Source organism: uncultured Paracoccus sp. (assembly GCF_947487305.1).
Classification (GTDB): Bacteria; Pseudomonadota; Alphaproteobacteria; order Rhodobacterales; family Rhodobacteraceae; genus Paracoccus.
Genome location: NZ_CANKWH010000007.1, coordinates 47,527 through 63,847, shown reverse-complemented (window position 1 = coordinate 63,847; position 16,321 = coordinate 47,527). Strand labels below are relative to the sequence as shown.

The 16,321-nt window shown below is 64.6% G+C and carries 24 protein-coding genes and 1 tRNA gene; 18 read left to right on the top strand and 7 right to left on the bottom strand.

What is annotated here, in order from left to right:
- Window positions 1–35: 35 nt before the first annotated feature.
- A complete protein-coding gene (locus tag Q1A36_RS10345; RefSeq protein ID WP_299843165.1) occupies window positions 36–902 on the bottom strand; it encodes an N-formylglutamate amidohydrolase in 867 nt (288 codons plus the stop codon).
- 163 nt (window positions 903–1,065) lie between these two features.
- On the opposite strand from Q1A36_RS10345, the gene Q1A36_RS10340 reads away from it, so the two are divergent.
- From Q1A36_RS10340 to rpsO, 6 genes are all read left to right on the top strand, one after another.
- Window positions 1,066–1,140: transfer RNA gene (locus Q1A36_RS10340), tRNA-Val, on the top strand.
- A gap of 74 nt (window positions 1,141–1,214) precedes the next feature.
- Window positions 1,215–1,340, top strand: coding sequence for a type B 50S ribosomal protein L36 (gene ykgO, locus Q1A36_RS10335; RefSeq protein WP_101460224.1), 126 nt, complete (start codon window positions 1,215–1,217; stop codon window positions 1,338–1,340).
- Window positions 1,341–1,416: 76 nt separating this feature from the next.
- The gene (locus Q1A36_RS10330) at window positions 1,417–1,938 is read left to right on the top strand and encodes a DUF1643 domain-containing protein (RefSeq protein ID WP_299843156.1); all 522 of its coding nucleotides are present in this window, start codon (window positions 1,417–1,419) and stop codon (window positions 1,936–1,938) included.
- Between the two features lie 90 nt (window positions 1,939–2,028).
- Window positions 2,029–2,940: a calcium-binding protein gene (locus tag Q1A36_RS10325; RefSeq protein ID WP_299843154.1), complete on the top strand. Its 912-nt coding sequence runs from the start codon at window positions 2,029–2,031 to the stop codon at window positions 2,938–2,940.
- 39 nt (window positions 2,941–2,979) lie between these two features.
- Entirely contained in the window at window positions 2,980–3,864 is an 885-nt protein-coding gene (locus Q1A36_RS10320; RefSeq protein WP_299843151.1) for a hypothetical protein, read from the top strand.
- A gap of 141 nt (window positions 3,865–4,005) precedes the next feature.
- A complete protein-coding gene (gene rpsO / locus Q1A36_RS10315) occupies window positions 4,006–4,275 on the top strand; it encodes a 30S ribosomal protein S15 (RefSeq protein ID WP_101753788.1) in 270 nt (89 codons plus the stop codon).
- A 64-nt stretch (window positions 4,276–4,339) separates the two neighbouring features.
- Here the strand turns inward: rpsO and Q1A36_RS10310 are convergent, their stop codons facing one another.
- Both Q1A36_RS10310 and Q1A36_RS10305 read right to left on the bottom strand, forming a co-directional pair.
- The gene (locus tag Q1A36_RS10310; protein WP_299843146.1) at window positions 4,340–5,278 is read right to left on the bottom strand and encodes a DMT family transporter; all 939 of its coding nucleotides are present in this window, start codon (window positions 5,276–5,278) and stop codon (window positions 4,340–4,342) included.
- Between the two features lie 10 nt (window positions 5,279–5,288).
- Window positions 5,289–5,867, bottom strand: a complete 579-nt coding sequence (locus Q1A36_RS10305) for a peroxidase-related enzyme (protein ID WP_299843143.1) — start codon at window positions 5,865–5,867, stop codon at window positions 5,289–5,291.
- 570 nt (window positions 5,868–6,437) lie between these two features.
- On the opposite strand from Q1A36_RS10305, the gene Q1A36_RS10300 reads away from it, so the two are divergent.
- Complete coding sequence (locus Q1A36_RS10300; RefSeq protein WP_299843140.1) at window positions 6,438–7,208, top strand: LytTR family DNA-binding domain-containing protein; 771 nt, start codon at window positions 6,438–6,440, stop codon at window positions 7,206–7,208.
- Between the two features lie 15 nt (window positions 7,209–7,223).
- On the opposite strand, the gene Q1A36_RS10295 is transcribed toward Q1A36_RS10300, so the two are convergent.
- Window positions 7,224–8,063, bottom strand: a complete 840-nt coding sequence (locus tag Q1A36_RS10295; RefSeq protein ID WP_101754422.1) for a LysR family transcriptional regulator — start codon at window positions 8,061–8,063, stop codon at window positions 7,224–7,226.
- Window positions 8,064–8,173: 110 nt separating this feature from the next.
- Here Q1A36_RS10295 and Q1A36_RS10290 point away from each other — a divergent pair, with 110 nt between their 5' ends.
- The 10 genes from Q1A36_RS10290 to rpmE all read left to right on the top strand — a co-directional run bounded on the left by Q1A36_RS10290 (window position 8,174) and on the right by rpmE (window position 14,135).
- Window positions 8,174–8,761 carry an NAD(P)H-dependent oxidoreductase gene (locus tag Q1A36_RS10290; protein ID WP_299843134.1) on the top strand — a complete coding sequence of 196 codons (588 nt, stop codon included), beginning with the start codon at window positions 8,174–8,176 and terminating at the stop codon, window positions 8,759–8,761.
- A 201-nt stretch (window positions 8,762–8,962) separates the two neighbouring features.
- Window positions 8,963–10,459 carry a signal recognition particle protein gene (ffh, locus tag Q1A36_RS10285; protein WP_299843131.1) on the top strand — a complete coding sequence of 499 codons (1,497 nt, stop codon included), beginning with the start codon at window positions 8,963–8,965 and terminating at the stop codon, window positions 10,457–10,459.
- The gene (locus Q1A36_RS10280) at window positions 10,459–10,983 is read left to right on the top strand and encodes a GNAT family N-acetyltransferase (RefSeq protein ID WP_299843128.1); all 525 of its coding nucleotides are present in this window, start codon (window positions 10,459–10,461) and stop codon (window positions 10,981–10,983) included. The genes ffh and Q1A36_RS10280 overlap by 1 nt, the downstream gene beginning before the upstream one ends.
- A gap of 100 nt (window positions 10,984–11,083) precedes the next feature.
- On the top strand, window positions 11,084–11,380 hold the full coding sequence (locus tag Q1A36_RS10275) for a chorismate mutase (RefSeq protein ID WP_101753794.1): 297 nt from the start codon (window positions 11,084–11,086) through the stop codon (window positions 11,378–11,380).
- A gap of 48 nt (window positions 11,381–11,428) precedes the next feature.
- The gene (rpsP, locus tag Q1A36_RS10270; protein ID WP_101753795.1) at window positions 11,429–11,791 is read left to right on the top strand and encodes a 30S ribosomal protein S16; all 363 of its coding nucleotides are present in this window, start codon (window positions 11,429–11,431) and stop codon (window positions 11,789–11,791) included.
- A 3-nt stretch (window positions 11,792–11,794) separates the two neighbouring features.
- A complete protein-coding gene (gene rimM, locus Q1A36_RS10265) occupies window positions 11,795–12,319 on the top strand; it encodes a ribosome maturation factor RimM (RefSeq protein ID WP_299843123.1) in 525 nt (174 codons plus the stop codon).
- Complete coding sequence (locus Q1A36_RS10260; RefSeq protein WP_299843120.1) at window positions 12,316–12,657, top strand: hypothetical protein; 342 nt, start codon at window positions 12,316–12,318, stop codon at window positions 12,655–12,657. The genes rimM and Q1A36_RS10260 overlap by 4 nt, the downstream gene beginning before the upstream one ends.
- Window positions 12,654–13,508 (top strand): tRNA (guanosine(37)-N1)-methyltransferase TrmD, encoded by an 855-nt coding sequence (gene trmD / locus Q1A36_RS10255; protein ID WP_299843118.1) that lies wholly within the window; start codon window positions 12,654–12,656, stop codon window positions 13,506–13,508. Before Q1A36_RS10260 ends, trmD begins: the two co-directional genes overlap by 4 nt.
- A gap of 4 nt (window positions 13,509–13,512) precedes the next feature.
- Window positions 13,513–13,902 (top strand): 50S ribosomal protein L19, encoded by a 390-nt coding sequence (gene rplS, locus Q1A36_RS10250; RefSeq protein WP_101753798.1) that lies wholly within the window; start codon window positions 13,513–13,515, stop codon window positions 13,900–13,902.
- An 11-nt stretch (window positions 13,903–13,913) separates the two neighbouring features.
- Complete coding sequence (gene rpmE / locus Q1A36_RS10245) at window positions 13,914–14,135, top strand: 50S ribosomal protein L31 (protein WP_299843113.1); 222 nt, start codon at window positions 13,914–13,916, stop codon at window positions 14,133–14,135.
- Window positions 14,136–14,214: 79 nt separating this feature from the next.
- Here rpmE and Q1A36_RS10240 read toward each other — a convergent pair whose 3' ends face one another.
- The 3 genes from Q1A36_RS10240 to Q1A36_RS10230 form a co-directional block, all read right to left on the bottom strand.
- Window positions 14,215–14,484: a hypothetical protein gene (locus tag Q1A36_RS10240; protein WP_299843110.1), complete on the bottom strand. Its 270-nt coding sequence runs from the start codon at window positions 14,482–14,484 to the stop codon at window positions 14,215–14,217.
- Window positions 14,481–14,723 (bottom strand): hypothetical protein, encoded by a 243-nt coding sequence (locus tag Q1A36_RS10235; RefSeq protein WP_299843107.1) that lies wholly within the window; start codon window positions 14,721–14,723, stop codon window positions 14,481–14,483. The genes Q1A36_RS10240 and Q1A36_RS10235 overlap by 4 nt, the downstream gene beginning before the upstream one ends.
- Window positions 14,724–14,843: 120 nt before the next feature.
- Window positions 14,844–15,311, bottom strand: coding sequence for an Rrf2 family transcriptional regulator (locus Q1A36_RS10230; RefSeq protein WP_299843104.1), 468 nt, complete (start codon window positions 15,309–15,311; stop codon window positions 14,844–14,846).
- Between the two features lie 145 nt (window positions 15,312–15,456).
- Between Q1A36_RS10230 and Q1A36_RS10225 the strand changes: the two genes are divergently transcribed.
- On the top strand, window positions 15,457–16,227 hold the full coding sequence (locus Q1A36_RS10225) for a division plane positioning ATPase MipZ (protein ID WP_299843613.1): 771 nt from the start codon (window positions 15,457–15,459) through the stop codon (window positions 16,225–16,227).
- The last annotated feature ends 94 nt before the right edge of the window (window positions 16,228–16,321 follow it).

The window sequence follows — 16,321 nt, the reverse complement described above, 5'->3', positions numbered from 1 at the left end:
AAGATATCCTGTGACTGGTGAAGAAACTGCCGCGATCATTCGGCGGCATAAGGACGGCGTGCGGCGCCGCCGGCATCGAGCGATGACAGAGTTCGGATCACCCGCGCGATGCGGGCGGCGAAATCGTCGAAGTCGGGGCGCTTGGTAATCGTCGCCTCGTCCATGTAGAGTCGGCGGTCTATCTCCAGCTGCACCACATGGATATTGCGCGCCGGCTGGCCATAAGTGGCGGCGATATAGGCGCCCGAGAAGGGCGAATTGCGCCGCACCCGCCAGCCCTCGGCCTCGCAGGCGCTGGCGATGGCATCGGTGACGCGGGCCGAGGCCGAGGCACCGTGCCGATTGCCCAGCACGATATCGGGGCGCGGTGCGGTCAGATGGTTCAGCGCGTCATGCGGCATGGAATGCATGTCGATCAGAATCGCCTGACCGAACTGCGCTCGCGCCTCGTCGATCAGCCCGCCCAGCACGGCGTGATAGGGGCGCCAATAGGCGTTCAGCCTGCGCTCGGCCTCGAACTGGCTGATCGGCGTGTAATGGATGGCGCGGCCCTGCGAGACGACGCGGGGAATGACCCCCAGCCCAGCCATGGTGCGCTGGTTCAGCGGTGCGCGCGGGGTGCCGCGGACGACCAGCGGATCGATCTCGTCGACGCCGCGATTGAGATCGACCATGGCGCGCGGATAGCCGGCGCTGAGCGTCACCGCCCCCATCTCGGGCGCGCAGGCGATGATCTGGTCGACAAAGGCATCCTCGGAGGAGCGCAGCAGGTTCAGCGGCAGCCGGCTCGATTCGAGGAACCAGTCGGGATAGATGCGGCCCGAATGCGGCGACCCGAAGATCACCCCGCTCTGCCATTGCCGCGGGCGGGTCACCGTGAAGGCCGTGCCGGTTTCGCTCATCCGGTTCAGATCCGTTTCTTTGCCTGCCCTTCTTCTCTATATAGAGGTTTGGAAATCCGCGCCAATACCACTTGAAACCCCCGGATCACCCCTATATAGGCATCCGGACCGACGCGATTTCAGCTGGATCACCCAAGCGGGGCTGGCAGAATCACCAAGGTAGGGGCGGTTAGCTCAGCGGTAGAGCACTACGTTGACATCGTAGTGGCCACTGGTTCGATCCCAGTACCGCCCACCATATTCGCGCCCCCGGAGGACCGGGGGCATTTGTTTTAACGGCGCCGTCGCGGCGCCCTCAGCAGGAGAAGACCGATGAAGGTTGTCAACTCGCTCCGGTCGCTGAAGAACCGGCACCGCGACTGCCAAGTCGTGCGTCGCAAAGGCCGGATCTACGTGATCAACAAGACGAACCGCCGCTTCAAGGCCCGCCAGGGCTGAGCCGCGGATCGCGCCAGACGACGAATGGACCCGCCCTTGCCGGCGGGTTTTTTCATGGCTGGCGATGCCCTCTGCCATGACCAAGCCTGACTTTGTGATCCGCCGCCACCGGGCCGGAGCCGTCCGGTCCTTCGCCGCCTATTCGCCTTGCGAAACCTATCGCTATGGCCTGTCGCGGCGATGGGCGGCGGGGCCGGCGCTGCTTTACGTCATGCTGAACCCCTCGACCGCGACCGAGCTTGCCAATGACCCGACCATCGAGCGCTGCGAGCGGCGGGCGAGGGCACTGGGATATGCGGGGCTGGGCGTGGTGAACCTCTTCGCCTTTCGCGCCACGCGTCCGCAGGACCTGATGCGGGCCGACGACCCGGTCGGCCCGCTGAACGATGCGGCGATCCGCTTCGCGCTCCGCCGCGCCGACGGGGTGCTCTGCGCCTGGGGGGCCCATGGCAGCCATCGTGGACAGGACGCAAGGCTGCTGTCGCTGCTGCGGCAATCGAGCCGTCCGTTGCTGCATCTGGGGCTGACCAAGAGCGGCGCGCCCCGTCATCCGCTCTATGTCGCCTATGCCCGGTCTCCCGAGTCCTGGGCCGGTTAACCCATTATTAACGAAAGGCTTAGTCGGCATTCGATTCCTTGGTAGGGTGGAGGTGCGGTGTGGATGCCGCGCCTTGTTCTGGGTGTAGTCATGTTAATGATTGCCGGGCTGATCGGCCTGATGCTGGTCGGTGTGGCCTTGGATCTCGGCATCGCCACCAATGGGTCGCCGTCTGACGAGGACGAAGGCGATGATCCGCAGGCCGCGCTTCTGACCGGACCGGGCGACGAGGACGAAGCTTTCGAGTCTGCCCCCGACGAACTGCAGATCGGCACCGAGTTCTTCGACGCGATGATGGGCGATGGAGCCGATGATCTGCTTGAGGGACGGGGCGGCGCCGATGATCTTCGCGGCGGCCAGGGCGATGACACGCTGCGTGGCGGCGATGGCGATGACTGGATCCAGGGCGAATCGGATTACGGCCCCGGCGGCGATGATCGGCTGGAGGGTGGGGACGGCGGCGACCTTCTGGCCGGACAGGGTGGTGATGACACCATCCACGGCGGCGCCGGCAATGACAGCCTACAGGGCGGCGATGGCGATGACCTGCTGGAGGGTGGCGCTGGCCGTGACTGGATCGACGGCGGTGCCGGCAATGACCGGCTTGTGTCAGGTCCGGGTGAGGACGATCTGACCGGTGGGGCCGGTGACGATCTGCTGATCGGCAATGACGGGGTTGAGACCAGCTGGCTGCACGGTGGTGCGGGCAATGACACATTGGTTGCCGGCGCAGGTGATTTCGCCGAGGGGCAGGAGGGCAATGATGTCTATATCGTCCATCCGGGTGACGGGCCGCTTCCGGTGATCGCCGGCCTTGACGGCAGGGCCGACCGGCTCGAACTGCATCTGCCCGACGATATGGCCTCAGGGGCCGAGATCGGTCTTGCCGATGGCCATGATGGCGATCTTCTGCTGCGGGTGAATGGTGCTGCCGTGGCTCGGTTGATTGGCGCGGTGAATGCCGATGGCCTGCATGTTATCGTGCAACATCGCGAAGTCTGAAAGCTTCCCTGCAGATCGCGTAACCAGCGATATGGCGCAATGGTCGATTTCGGGCTATCCCTGTGGCCAAAGATTGTCTCGATCTTATTGGCAGGCGGTGGACCCGGTTACATGATTGCAGAAACGAATTGCGCCCCGGGTTATCAGCCGCCCTTCGTGGTCTGTTGCCTGAGCAACGATCCGGAGATTCTGAACCGGAATCTGCGGGCTTCTCCGGCAATCGTTTCGGGTCGCCTGAAACTGGATGTCGAGGAAAACCCGCCGTCGGCGACCATCGGCTATAACCGCCTGCTGGATCGGAATCCCGACGCGGTCTGCATTCTCGCGCATCATGATGTCTACCTTCCCGAAGGCTGGGACCAGGTGCTGACGGATCGTTTGGCGGAGGTCGAGGCGCTGGACCAGAACTGGGGCATTGTTGCGGCCTATGGCGTCGGGTCGGACGGACGGCATTGGGGGCCGGTCTGGTGTTCGGCCTTGTCCAGCGTGATCGGCGGAGTTGCGTTGCAACCCGAACCGATCATGAGTGCCGACGAGTTGTTGATCATCCTGCGGCCGGGAATGGGACTGCGATTTGACGAGAAGCTGCCGCATTTCCATTTCTATGGGCTCGATATCGTTCAGACCGCGCGCATGGCAGGGCTGGGTGTCTATAACGTGCCGCTGCCGCTGGTCCATAACGACCGGTTCTCGAAGGATCTGGGGGAAGGCTATCGCGACAGCTACGACTACATGCATCGAAAATGGCGGGCACAATTGCCGCTGCGGGCAACGACGACAACGATTTCTTGGCACAAGCTGCATCTCTATCGTTCGCTGCGGAACATGGCCGCCTATGCAGAAACCGGCGCGGCGCGCGCAGCGCCGGTCTCGGTCGCGCCTGAGAGCTATGCCGAACGCTGCGGCTGGAGCCGGCTTGGCTAGGCCGAAAGTGCTTTCCTTTTCTCGGGTATTTTCCTATACGCCGCCAGTCGGCCGGCTGCTTCCGGTACGACACCTCCATGGGCCTTGCTGGACGACATCCCGGCCTGCGCCATAACCCTTTGATCCGAGAAGGAGACCCCGATGTCGATCACGGTTGAAGAGAAGAACAAGGTCATCAGCGAATTCGCCACCAAGGCCGGCGATACCGGTTCGCCCGAAGTTCAGGTCGCAATCCTGACCTCGCGCATTTCCACGCTGACCGAGCACTTCAAGACCCACAAGAAAGACAACCACAGCCGCCGCGGCCTGCTGATGATGGTCGCGCAGCGCCGCAAGCTGCTGGACTATCTGAAGGGCAAGGACGAGGCCCGTTACCAGGACCTGATCAAGCGCCTCGGCATCCGCCGCTAAGCGCCCGGTCTTTCCGGTTTCGAACGCCCGTGCCGAAAGGTGCGGGCGTTTTGCTTTGGCGGCGTCAGGCGAACAGCCGGCGGGTCAGCCGCCCGTCAATCAGCGCCAGCCCTGCGGCGATCATCAGAACACCCAGCAGATGCGCCAACCCTAACGACTCGTTCAGGAACAGCCAGCCCAGCAGGATGGCCGAGACCGGGACGAGGAAGGTGACCAGCGACAGGTTGGTCGCGCCGGCGCGGGCGAGGATGCGGAAATAGAGCACATAGGCCAGCCCGGTGCAGATCACGCCCAGAAGGATCACCGACAGCCAGACCGTGCCCGGCACGTCGGCGCCCGGCAGCCCGTCCACGGCCAGCATCACCGGCAGCAGGATCAGCGTCGAGCCTGTGACCATGCCGGCGCTGGTGGTGATCGGATCGACGCCCATGCGGCGGAAGCGGCGGCCAAAGGTGCCGGCAAAGGCATAGGAGATCGCCGCACCAAGGATGGCCAGCTGAGGCAGAACGGCATGGCCAAGTCCGGCCAGCGTGTCGAGCCCGATCATCACCGCCACGCCGCCCAGACCCAGAACCACGCCCATCAACTTGGCCGGGGTCGCTGCCTCATCACTCAGGAAGGCCGAGGTGACGATGACGGTCCAGAGCGGCGTGGTGGCGTTGAGGATCGAGGCCAGACCCGAGGGGATCGCCGTCTGGCCCCAGACGATCAGCCCGAAGGGCACCACGTTGTTCAGAAAGCCCATGACCAGAAACGCGCCCCAGATCGCCGGCTCGCGCGGCAGGGGCACACCGCTCAACGCCACGACCAGCCACAGCACCACGGCCGCCACGCCGACGCGCAGGGTGACGATGGTAAGGACCGGCAGGCCGGTGACGGCGAGGGCGATGAGGAAGAACGAGGCGCCCCAGATCAGCGACAACAGCAGAAGCTGGGCCCATTCTGCCTTGCCCATCTGCACGTCGATGGCGGCTGTGGGGGCGGGGATCCGGGGGCGGTTCATGCCGATCGGCTCACGACCGGCCCAGCATGTAGAACTCGTCGTTGGGCCGGATGTCGCCCGCGTTCACCAGCCGGTTCGACATGCCGAAAAAGGCGGCGATGGCGGCAATGTCCCAGATCTCGTCGGCGGTGAAACCCGCCGATTCCAGCGCCTGATGATCGGCATCGGTGATGGACTGGGCGTCCAGCGTGACCTTTTCGGCATAGGCCAGCATGGCGCGCTGACGGTCGGTCAGATCGGCCTTGCGCCAGTTCACCGCCACCTGATCGGCGATATGCACATTCTTGGCCCGAATGCGCAGGATGGCGCCATGTGCAACCACGCAATACTGGCAGCGGTTCAGCCCGCTGGTGGCGACGACGATCAACTCGCGCTCGGCCTTCGACAGGCCCTCGTCGCTGTCCATCAGCGCGTCGTGATAGGCGAAGAAGGCGCGGAATTCGGCCGGGCGATGGGCCAGCGCGAGAAAGATATTGGGGATGAAGCCCGATTTCTCGGACACCTTGGCGATGGCCTCGCGCAGGTCCTCGGGCAGGCTTTGCAGATCGGGAATGGCGAAGCGGCTGATGGGATGGGCGTCTTGGGTCATGGGGGCCTCCTTCGCGGGCAGATTGCGCCAGTTCATTCCCGGATGGAAGACGGGGCTGACGGCGAGACTGCCAGAAAACGGGAAGCAGCGGGCGCGAGGAACGGGCGCCTCATTCGGGCAGGCAACTTGCCCTGACCAGCCGGCCAGATTCAGCCTGCCGCAGCGTCATCGGCTTGGGCGCGATCAGCAGAAACTGGCATCAACGGCAATGTGCTGTCATAATAGACCTATGACAATTTGAGCCTACAGGAATTGACTGGAAATTCCCTGACGAACACGACCGGGGCGAGGGAAAGGTTTCACGAGGCTGGCCGCGCGCGAGGGTGTGGTCAGTGCCGGGAACCGACCCGGAATTACTTGTTAAAACTAAACAATCACTGACCAACCCTCGGCGCTTGCAACGGCCATAACCTCGGGAAGGGGCCAATTGAGCTGAACGAGTAGTCAGCCGATAGCAGAACAGAACAGATGAGCCAAAACGACAGTCTTAAACTTCACGTTGTGCTCGTGAACGGTGGGATTGTGCACTTCACGTCACGTGAATTGCGCAAGTTGATCTACAGCCGCCGGGTGCTGATTCTGCTGGCCGGATTCTTGCTGGCCATCGGAACCAGCGATCCGACGCTGTTTCCCAGCCTGCCGGAATACCAGTCGCGACTGTTCTACTGGACAGTTTCGGTCGCGCTCTACCTTCTGCTGCTTCCCTTCTGGGTCGATGCGCTGATCCGTTTCTGGCCCAAGGTTTCGACGGGTCCGCTGCCGATGATCGGGGCAACCGTCCCGCTTGTGATTGCGCTGACCGCCTTTGCCTCGGCCATGCCGGTGATCTTTGGCGACCTGGTACCGGCGCGGGGCCATTCGATCAACTGGATCACCATCATCAAGAACTGCTTCATCGCCCAGGTGATCGAGACGATCGCGCTGGTCTGGCTGCTGCCGATCCAGCGTCTCGAGGCCGAGAAGAGCCGGGCCAGTGCAAATGCGGACAGTGCCCCCGCGAAGCCGGCGGCGCCCGCGGCCCCGGCGATCCGCTATGTCGTGCTGAACGGTCGGTCGCTGCCGGTGCCGCTGATCCGCAGCGTCCGCAGCGCCGAGCATTACCTTGTGGTGACGACCAAGACCGGCACGGCCGAGTTCCGCGCCCGGATGAAGGATTTTCTGGAGCAACTCGAGGATGGCGACGGTATCCAGACGCACCGATCCTACTGGGTGTCGCGCGCCGAGGCGGTGGAAATGTCCGGATCGAACGTCAAGACCGCCTCGGGCGAGATCATTCCCGTCTCGCGCGGCAAGCTTCAGGATGTGCGCGACTGGTTCCGACGGCAGGGCAAGCCGCATTAGCTGGTGATGTTGCTGCTATTTCGCCTTCAGGGCCGACAGCACCGCCTGCACCTTGGCCGTACGGTGCAAGTCGACATGGGTGACGAGCCAGAATTGCGCATCCCATTCCGACAGCGACAGCACCTCGACCAGCCCGGTGGCGCGCATCGGGCTGACCCAGCCCAGCCCCAGCCCGGCCCGGATCGCCGTCAGCCGTGCTTCGAAATCATTGCTGACAAGGACCACGTTCTCGGGCGGGATCTGGTCGGCCAGCCAGCGCATCGCCGGCGAACGCCGGGCCTCAGGGCCCGGCAGGATGAAGCGATGGGCGCTGACATCCTCGATCATGCCCACCTCTTCGACATAGGCGGGAGAGCCGTAAAGCGCGGCATGGAGCTGCATCAGGGGCTGGGCGATGTAATCGGGTTCGGTCGGGCGGGCGCCGGCACGGATGGCGATATGGGCCTCGCCCGTGTCCAGCCGATAGAGCCGGATGTCGGTCATGTAGCGCAGCCTGAGGCCGGGGTTCGCGCGCATCAGCTCGATCAGCCTCGGCATGATCATCTCGGTCAGGTCGGGCAGGGCGGTGACGACGATCTCGCCTTCGATCCTGTCGCCCGAGCCGGCGATCCGCGCCGCCATCTGGGCGAAGCGGGCATCGGCGGCGCTGGCCTCGTCCATCAGGGTCTGGCCGGCCTCGGTCAGCGAATAGCCGCGCGGATGGCGCTGGAACAGCCTTGCCCCAAGGCGATCCTCCAGCGCGTCGATATGGCGGATGACCGTCGCATGATGGACACCAAGCGCGGAGGCCGCACCGCTGACCGTGCCTGCACGCGCGACGGCCAGTGCCGTACGAATACCGTCCCAATCTTCCATTTTTGTGCGCACCTGAACAGAACCTGCGCGATTATTGCGGATATGCGCAGAGCTGCAAGGGCTTATATCGGCGCAAACAGATCGTCACCAGATTTCGGGAAGAGAGCCACATGAACATCCTGCACCTCGACAGCGCCATCACCGGCGACGCCTCGGTCTCGCGCAAGCTGACCGCCGATATTGTTTCCAAGCTGAAAGCCAGCCATCCGAATGCCAGTGTCACCTACCGCGATCTCGCCAAGGGTGTCCCGGCAATCGACGGCACTTGGGTCGAGGCCACCCGCGGCACCGCCGGTGACGCGTCCACCGCACATGCCACGGCTGTTGCCACCTCGGACGCCTATCTGAAGGAAGTGCAAGAGGCCGACGTGCTGGTCATCGGTATGCCGATCTACAACTTTGCCATCGGCGCGCCGCTGAAAAGCTGGATCGACCAGATCGCCCGGACCGGCATCAGCTTCCGCTATACCGAGGCCGGCCCCGAGGGCCTCTTGACCGGCAAGCGCGCCATCGTGGCCTATAGCGCCTCGGGCACGCCGATCGGTTCGGAACTGGACCATGCCTCGGCCTATATCCGCTTCATCCTCGGCTTCTTCGGCATCACCAATGTCGAATTCGTCGCCGCTGACCGTCTGGTCTTCGACCGCGAGGCCTCGCTGGCCCGGGCGAGTGCAGACCTGGAAAAACTGGCCGCCTGATCCTTCCGTGCCAGCCAAAAACGGCCCTCGTTGACTCGGGGGCCGTTTTTTCTTATCAGAGCCTCAATTCCCGGAAGGCCAATCCTTCCGGTCCCCGTCCGATACGGGGATCGCCCCCCGTCAGCGCGTCGCGCCCACGGGGGCATTACTGTTTTTCTTGGTCCGTCCGGGCCGGGGTAGTTGGACCGCAGGAGGCCCGCGATGTTCGAGAACCTGTCAGACCGCTTGGGCGGCGTCTTCGACCGGCTGACCAAGCAGGGCGCACTGACCGAGGATGACGTTACCGCCGCCATGCGCGAGGTGCGCACCGCGCTGCTGGAGGCCGATGTCTCGCTGCCGGTGGCGCGGAACTTCGTCAAGACGGTGACCGGCAAGGCCACGGGCGCGGCTGTGACGAAATCGATCACCCCGGGCCAGCAGGTGGTGAAGATCGTCCATGACGAGCTGATCAAGGTGCTGCAGGGGGAGGGCGAGCCCGAGGCGCTGCGCATCGGCAACCCGCCCGCGCCGATCCTGATGGTCGGTCTGCAAGGCTCGGGCAAGACCACCACCACGGCGAAGCTGGCGAAGCGCCTGAAGGACCGCGAGAAGAAGCGGGTGCTGATGGCCTCGCTCGACACCAACCGCCCGGCGGCGATGGAGCAGCTGGCGATCCTTGGTCAGCAGATCGGCGTCGATACGCTGCCGATCATCAAGGGCGAAAGTGCCGTGCAGATCGCCAAGCGCGCCAAGCAGCAGGCGACGCTGGGGGGCTATGACGTCTACATGCTGGACACCGCCGGTCGTCTGCATATCGACGAAGTGCTGATGGACGAGGTGCAGGCGGTCCGTGATGTGGCCAACCCGCGCGAGACGCTGCTGGTCGTCGACGGTCTGACCGGTCAGGACGCGGTGAACGTGGCGACCGAGTTCGATGGCAAGGTCGGCATCTCGGGCGTGGTGCTGACCCGGATGGATGGCGACGGGCGCGGCGGTGCGGCGCTGTCGATGCGGGCCGTGACCGGCAAGCCGATCCGCTTCGTCGGTCTGGGCGAAAAGATGGACGCGCTGGAAGGCTTCGACGCGCAGCGCATCGCCGGCCGCATCCTCGGCATGGGCGATATCGTCGCGCTGGTCGAGAAGGCGCAGGAAGTGCTGGAGGTCGAGCAGGCCGAGCGCATGATGAAGCGTTTCCAGAAGGGCCTGTTCAACATGAACGACCTCAGGAACCAGCTTGAGCAGATGCAGAAGATGGGCGGGATGCAGTCCATCATGTCGATGATGCCGGGCATGGGCAAGATGGCCAAGCAGGCCGAAGAGGCCGGCATGGATGACAGCGCCATTCGCCGCCAGATCGCGCTGATCAACTCGATGACCAAGAAGGAACGGGCCAATCCCGACCTCTTGCAGGCCAGCCGCAAGAAGCGCATCGCCGCCGGTGCGGGTCTGGACGTGGCGGAACTGAACCGGCTTCTGAAGATGCAGCGCCAGATGGGCGACACGATGAAGAAGCTCGGCAAGATGGGCAAGGGCGGCATGCTGAAGCAGGCCATGCGCGCGATGCAGGGCAAAGGCGGCGGCCTGCCCGACATGGCCAATGTCGATCCGGCGAAAATGGCCGAGGCGACCAAGATGCTGCAGGACCCCAAGGGTCTGGGCGGTCAACTGGGCGGCGCAGGGCTGCCGGCGGGTCTTTCGGGGCTGTTCGGGAAGAAGTAATGACCACCCTCTCCGTCGATATTCCGGTGATCGAGACCGAACGCCTGATCCTGCGGGAGCCGCGCCTGTCGGATCTGGATGCGATGATCGCGTTCGGCGTTTCGGACCGGACTCAATATGTCGGCGGCAAATTCGAACCCTGGCAGAGCTGGGGCGCGCTCAACGCGACCATCGGCCATTGGATCACCCGTGGCTTTGGCTGGTGGATGCTGGAAGACAAGGCCAGCGGCGCGACCGCCGGCCGCGTCGGCGTCGGCCATCACCTCGACTGGCCCGAGCCGGAACTGGGCTGGCATATCTATGAGGGCTTCGAGGGCAAGGGCCTTGCCCATGAGGCCGCGCTGGCCGCCCGCAACCATGCACAGGGCGAGATGGGCCTTGGCCCGCTGATCTCGCTGATCGATCACGGCAATATTCGGTCGCAGCGCCTTGCCGAACGCCTTGGCGCGGTGATTGAAACACCCAACTTCCAAATCCGTGGCGCAAGCTGCGCGATCTACCGCCACCCGGCAGGTGTCGCATGAGTGCCGCTTTCATCTTGGCAAAAATATCCTCGGGGGGCACGGGGGGCGGAAAGCCCCCCGCCTTCACCCTGATCGCCACGCCAGCCATCGGAGCCAGCGCATGACTGACGCAACGACCCGCGCCGCAAGCCTGCTGAAAGAGCATCGTGCCAGCATCGACCGGCTGGACGCGATCATCGTCTATACGCTGGCCGAACGCTTCAAGCATACCCAATCCGTCGGCCGCCTGAAGGCCGAACACGATCTTCCGCCGTCCGATCCTGCCCGCGAGGCTGTTCAGATCGAGCGGCTGGAACGCCTCGCGCGCGAGGCCGACCTGGACCCGGAATTCGCGCGCAAATTCCTCAATTTCGTGATCGCGGAAGTCATCCGCCACCACGAAACCTTCCAATCGTAGGTTGGGAACCATTCCCACCACACCACGCCATTCTAAAGGAGAATCCCAATGGCAATGAAGATCCGTCTGGCCCGTGGCGGCAGCAAGAAGCGCCCGCATTACGCCATCGTCGCCACCGATTCGCGCATGCCGCGCGATGGCCGCTTCCTCGAGAAGCTGGGCACCTATAACCCGCTCTTGCCGAAAGACAGCGAAGACCGCATCAAGATGGACATCGAGCGCGTGCAGCACTGGCTGGGCCAGGGCGCGCAGCCGACCGATCGCGTGGCCCGCTTCCTCGAAGCTGCCGGCGTCACCGCCAAGACCGAGCGCAAGAACCTGAAGAAGGGTGAGCCCGGCAAGGCTGCCAAAGAGCGCGCCGAGAAGAAAGCCGCGCGCGCTGCTGCTCCGGCCGAAGAAAGCGCCGAGTAATCCATGGCCTCGGCGGGCCGCATCTGTGTCGGCGCGATCGCGGGCGCCTTTGGCGTCCGTGGCGAGGTGCGGCTGAAAAGCTTCACCTCTGAACCGCGCGACATTGCAAGTTACGGCCCGCTGAGCAGTGAAGACGGCAAGCGGTCCTTCACCATCAGCCTGACCCGGCCCGTCACCGGCGGGTTCGGGGCAAGGCTGAGCGGCGTAGACACGCGCGAGGCCGCCGAGGCGCTGAAGGGCGTCACGCTCTGGGCGCCGCGCGAGGTGCTGCCGAGCCTTCCCGATGACGAGTTCTACCATGCCGACCTGATCGGGCTGGAGGTGGTGGATACCGGCGGGCAGGCGCTTGGCCGGGTTCGCGCCATCTATGACCATGGCGCGGGCGATATTCTGGAAGTGGTCGGCCGCGAGATCCTGCTGCTGCCCTTCACCCGCGCGGTGGTCCCGACGGTCGATCTGACCGCCGGGCGCATCGTCGCCGACCCGCCGGGCGAGGATAATGATCCGGCCGAAGGAGAGGGCGCATGAGCCGCGATCCGCTGACCCTGGTTCTGGCGCTTGGCATGTTGGCCGGGCCGCTTCTGCAGGGGCTGACCGGCCAGTCCGATCCGCTGGCCTATATCTTCGCCATCCTCATTTCGGTCGCGCTGCTGCGCCCGCCGGTGCAAAGCTCGGGCCGCGAGGTCGGGGTGTTTGTGGTCGGCTTCCTTGTCATCGGGGGCCTGTCGCTGGGGCTCTGGTGGCTGGGCGGGCAGATGGGGCCGCTGACGGATTGGCCCAGTTGGCTGCCGGTGGGCGTCACCGTGGTCTTCGTGCTGGCCGCCATGGCGCGCCGGCACCTGATGCCGCCGGGGCCGGGCGTGTGAGCGAAGCGCCGACGAAATCCCATGGGCGGTTGACCATCCGTCCCAGCCTGAAGCCGCGTGAGCTCATTACCGAACCGCAGGTTAAAGGGGCGTGGACGGTGAACATCGTCACGCTGTTTCCCGAAGCCTTTCCCGGCACGCTTGGCCTGTCGCTGACCGGCAAGGCGCTGGCCGAGGGGCTGTGGAACCTGCGCACGATCCCGCTGCGCGAGCATGGCATCGGCAAGCATCGCAATGTCGATGACACGCCGGCAGGGGGCGGGGCCGGCATGGTGATCCGTCCCGACGTGATGGCCTCGGCGCTGGATCAGGCCGATCCGCGTTTGCCGGTGCTCTATCTCTCGCCGCGCGGACGGCCCTTCACGCAAGCCCGTGCCCGTGCGCTGGCCGAAGGTCCGGGCGTCACCCTGATCTGCGGCCGCTTCGAGGGCGTGGACCAGCGGGTGCTGGAGGCGCGCGGCATCGAAGAGGTCAGCATCGGCGACTATGTCCTGACCGGCGGCGAGCTTGCAGCACAGGTCTTGATCGACGCGACGGTTCGCCTTATACCGCGCGTGCTGGGGAATCAGGCGTCACTGACCGAGGAATCCTTTTCCGAAGGTTTGCTTGAGCACCCGCACTATACTCGCCCCGCCGAGTGGGAAGGCCGCAGGATCCCCGATGTCGTCATGTCGGGAAATCACGCGGCCATTGCTGCTTGGAGGCGCGAACAGGCCGAAAGCCTGACCAAGGAACGCCGCCCCGACCTGTGGCGGGCATTTGCGGAGACGCAAGTGGACCCGACAAAGGACCGACAGCTCTCGGGCGCATCAGACCAATCGCGGGGCTACCGCGAGCATGAAAAGGACTAATGCGATGAACCTGATCGCCCAACTGGAAGCCGAGCAGATCGCCGAGCTTGGCAAGACCATTCCGGACTTCAAGGCCGGCGACACCATCCGTGTCGGCTACAAAGTGACCGAAGGCACCCGCACCCGGGTGCAGAACTATGAAGGCGTCTGCATCAGCCGCAAGGGTGGCAGCGGCATCGCCGCCAGCTTCACCGTGCGCAAGATCAGCTTTGGCGAGGGCGTCGAGCGCGTCTTCCCGCTGTACTCGACCAACATCGACTCGATCGAAGTGGTCCGCCGCGGCCGCGTGCGTCGCGCCAAGCTGTATTACCTGCGCGACCGTCGCGGCAAGTCGGCCCGTATCGCCGAGAAAACCAACTACAAGCCCAAGTCGGGCGCTGACGCGAAAGCCTGAGGAGACCTCTGATGCGGAAAGACATTCATCCCGATTATCACATGATCGAGGTCAAGATGACGGACGGCACCACCTTTGCGGTGCGGTCGACCTGGGGCAAGGAAGGCGACACCATGTCGCTGGACATTGACCCGACCTCGCACCCCGCCTGGACCGGCGGCTCGGCCAAGCTGATGGATACCGGCGGCCGCGTGTCGAAGTTCAAGAACAAATACGCCGGCCTCGGCTTCTGAGAAGCCCGACCTGCGTGGAAATGCGAACGCCGCCCCTTGGGGCGGCGTTCTTCGTTGGGCATGGGTGACGGCTGCAGGATCAAAGGGAGGTCGTCAGCGATGCCCACCACCCTTTCGGGGCAGCCCCTCCGATCGGGTGTCCGGTGATCTCGCGCTCGCCCGCCTCGATGGTGACGCGCCCGTCGCGGTAGCGGCGCAGGACCGGCCCTTGCGCCGATCGCTGGCCGCTGAGCTCGATCGTCGCAAAGCCCAGATCGCGCTGCCGGGCCGCCGGCGGGGGTGACTGGAACAGCTCGGGCAGAAGCGGGGTCACATGGGCGGTGAAGCCCTGGAAGATGATGGCGTTCATTGCAGCTGTCCTTCCAGAGGCGTGGCGCGGGTCGTCCAGCGCAGGGTGTCGCGGTTGCGCAGCAATTCGGCGCTGGCGGCGGCCGGGTCCCGGGTCATGACCGTCACCGGGATGCCGGCGATGCAGTGGTGCCGGCCCGTGTCGCTGTCGATCAGATCGACCGCGAAGACCGGAGGCAGCGGGCGCATCGCTTGATAGGCGGCACCGGCAAAGGCGGTCAGGTGGTTCAGCATCGTCATGGCGGATACTCCGTCGTTGCTCCGTCAGCTTGCGCCGACAGGTTTATTACGACTTATCGTATCGTGTTTATCAATAAAAAACGACCGCTGAAGTCGAGATTCTTGTAGCGCCTTGATTTCTCAACCTTCGGGCGAGGCGTCTGCCGGGTCGGACAGCAGTTTATGGCCCGGTTCACCGACCAGATCGGCCAGGGTCAGCGATTCGACCAGCAGGAGATAGGACCAGAAAATGCCGCTGAACATGCGCCGCAGCTGGCAGGTCGCCTCGTCCACGCAATCCTCGCAGCGTTGATAGGCGCTGCGCGACAGGCAGGGCAGGGGCGCGAGCGGCCCCTCGATCCGGCGCATAAGCGGCTCCAGCGGCACCTCGCCCGGATCGCGGATCATCCGGTAGCCACCCTTGCGCCCGCGGATCGAGGCAATGATGCCGGCGTCACGGATCTGCAGCAGGATATGCTCGAGAAACCGTTTCGGCGCGCCAGAGCGCCGGGCGATTTCCTCGATCTGCAGGGCTCCGTTCGGGCCGGCGCGTTCTTCCGCCAGCACGATCAAGGCCTTGAGCGCATATTTCATCTTCTGGGTAATCATATTCCATTCCTAGGCATCGCCGGGCCGTCGGGCAAGGGCGATGCGAGTTTTCGCCGCGGATTACCTGCCACGGTTCTGCCTTGGCCCGCTTCCCAACCCCGCGCGCATCTCCTATGGTCCGATCCGTTCGCAGGCCGGAGGATTCGTGGCGCATATCATCGTTGTCGGGAACGAAAAGGGCGGCTCGGGCAAGTCCACCACCTCGATGCATGTGGCCACCGCGCTGGCGCGGATGGGGCACCGGATCGCCGGGCTGGATCTGGACGTGCGCCAGCGCAGCTTTGGCCGCTACCTGGAAAACCGCATGGCCTTCATGGCGCGCGAAGGGATCGAGCTGCCGACGCCCGAACTGGCCTTCATGGCCGAGGGCGCCGATCCGCTGAGCCCGGTTCTGGCCGAGTTGGACCCGCGCTGTGATTTCATCCTGCTGGACTGTCCCGGTTCGCATACCAAGCTGAGCCAGATGGCCCATGCGCTGGCCGATACGTTGATTACGCCCTTGAACGACAGTTTCATCGATTTCGACCTTCTGGCGCATATGTCGCCCGATGGCGACGTGCTCGGGCCGTCGATCTATGCCGAGATGGTCTGGGCGGCGCGGCAGATGCGCGGGCAGGCCGGGGCGGGGCCGATCGATTGGCTGGTGCTGAGGAACCGCCTCGGCACGCAGGCCATGCACAACAAGCGCAAGGTCGGCGACGCGCTGACCAACCTGTCGCGCCGCATCGGCTTTCGCGTGGCGCCGGGCTTTTCCGAACGGGTCATCTTCCGCGAGCTGTTCCCGCGCGGGTTGACGCTGTTGGACCTGAAGGATGTCGGCACCGAGACGCTGAACATGTCGAACATCGCCGCCCGGCAAGAGCTGCGCGACCTGATCGCGGAACTGAAACTGCCGGGCGTCACCGTCACGTTCTGACCTCGTTTCCGCAACGTCAGGCACGGCAAGGTGACCGATTCCCGACGATCTGACCGCTCTGGACCATTGAGAGCAATTACGTTTGCCCTCATTG

What these genes read in the sequence shown, in the direction of transcription:
- Q1A36_RS10345 (WP_299843165.1), bottom strand. Translation starts at nt 902, where the DNA reads ATGAGCGAAACCGGCACGGCCTTCACGGTGACCCGCCCGCGGCAATGG.
- ykgO (WP_101460224.1), top strand. Translation starts at nt 1,215, where the DNA reads ATGAAGGTTGTCAACTCGCTCCGGTCGCTGAAGAACCGGCACCGCGAC.
- Q1A36_RS10330 (WP_299843156.1), top strand. Translation starts at nt 1,417, where the DNA reads ATGACCAAGCCTGACTTTGTGATCCGCCGCCACCGGGCCGGAGCCGTC.
- Q1A36_RS10325 (WP_299843154.1), top strand. Translation starts at nt 2,029, where the DNA reads ATGTTAATGATTGCCGGGCTGATCGGCCTGATGCTGGTCGGTGTGGCC.
- Q1A36_RS10320 (WP_299843151.1), top strand. Translation starts at nt 2,980, where the DNA reads ATGGTCGATTTCGGGCTATCCCTGTGGCCAAAGATTGTCTCGATCTTA.
- rpsO (WP_101753788.1), top strand. Translation starts at nt 4,006, where the DNA reads ATGTCGATCACGGTTGAAGAGAAGAACAAGGTCATCAGCGAATTCGCC.
- Q1A36_RS10310 (WP_299843146.1), bottom strand. Translation starts at nt 5,278, where the DNA reads ATGAACCGCCCCCGGATCCCCGCCCCCACAGCCGCCATCGACGTGCAG.
- Q1A36_RS10305 (WP_299843143.1), bottom strand. Translation starts at nt 5,867, where the DNA reads ATGACCCAAGACGCCCATCCCATCAGCCGCTTCGCCATTCCCGATCTG.
- Q1A36_RS10295 (WP_101754422.1), bottom strand. Translation starts at nt 8,063, where the DNA reads ATGGAAGATTGGGACGGTATTCGTACGGCACTGGCCGTCGCGCGTGCA.
- Q1A36_RS10290 (WP_299843134.1), top strand. Translation starts at nt 8,174, where the DNA reads ATGAACATCCTGCACCTCGACAGCGCCATCACCGGCGACGCCTCGGTC.
- ffh (WP_299843131.1), top strand. Translation starts at nt 8,963, where the DNA reads ATGTTCGAGAACCTGTCAGACCGCTTGGGCGGCGTCTTCGACCGGCTG.
- Q1A36_RS10280 (WP_299843128.1), top strand. Translation starts at nt 10,459, where the DNA reads ATGACCACCCTCTCCGTCGATATTCCGGTGATCGAGACCGAACGCCTG.
- Q1A36_RS10275 (WP_101753794.1), top strand. Translation starts at nt 11,084, where the DNA reads ATGACTGACGCAACGACCCGCGCCGCAAGCCTGCTGAAAGAGCATCGT.
- rpsP (WP_101753795.1), top strand. Translation starts at nt 11,429, where the DNA reads ATGGCAATGAAGATCCGTCTGGCCCGTGGCGGCAGCAAGAAGCGCCCG.
- rimM (WP_299843123.1), top strand. Translation starts at nt 11,795, where the DNA reads ATGGCCTCGGCGGGCCGCATCTGTGTCGGCGCGATCGCGGGCGCCTTT.
- Q1A36_RS10260 (WP_299843120.1), top strand. Translation starts at nt 12,316, where the DNA reads ATGAGCCGCGATCCGCTGACCCTGGTTCTGGCGCTTGGCATGTTGGCC.
- rplS (WP_101753798.1), top strand. Translation starts at nt 13,513, where the DNA reads ATGAACCTGATCGCCCAACTGGAAGCCGAGCAGATCGCCGAGCTTGGC.
- rpmE (WP_299843113.1), top strand. Translation starts at nt 13,914, where the DNA reads ATGCGGAAAGACATTCATCCCGATTATCACATGATCGAGGTCAAGATG.
- Q1A36_RS10240 (WP_299843110.1), bottom strand. Translation starts at nt 14,484, where the DNA reads ATGAACGCCATCATCTTCCAGGGCTTCACCGCCCATGTGACCCCGCTT.
- Q1A36_RS10235 (WP_299843107.1), bottom strand. Translation starts at nt 14,723, where the DNA reads ATGACGATGCTGAACCACCTGACCGCCTTTGCCGGTGCCGCCTATCAA.
- Q1A36_RS10230 (WP_299843104.1), bottom strand. Translation starts at nt 15,311, where the DNA reads ATGATTACCCAGAAGATGAAATATGCGCTCAAGGCCTTGATCGTGCTG.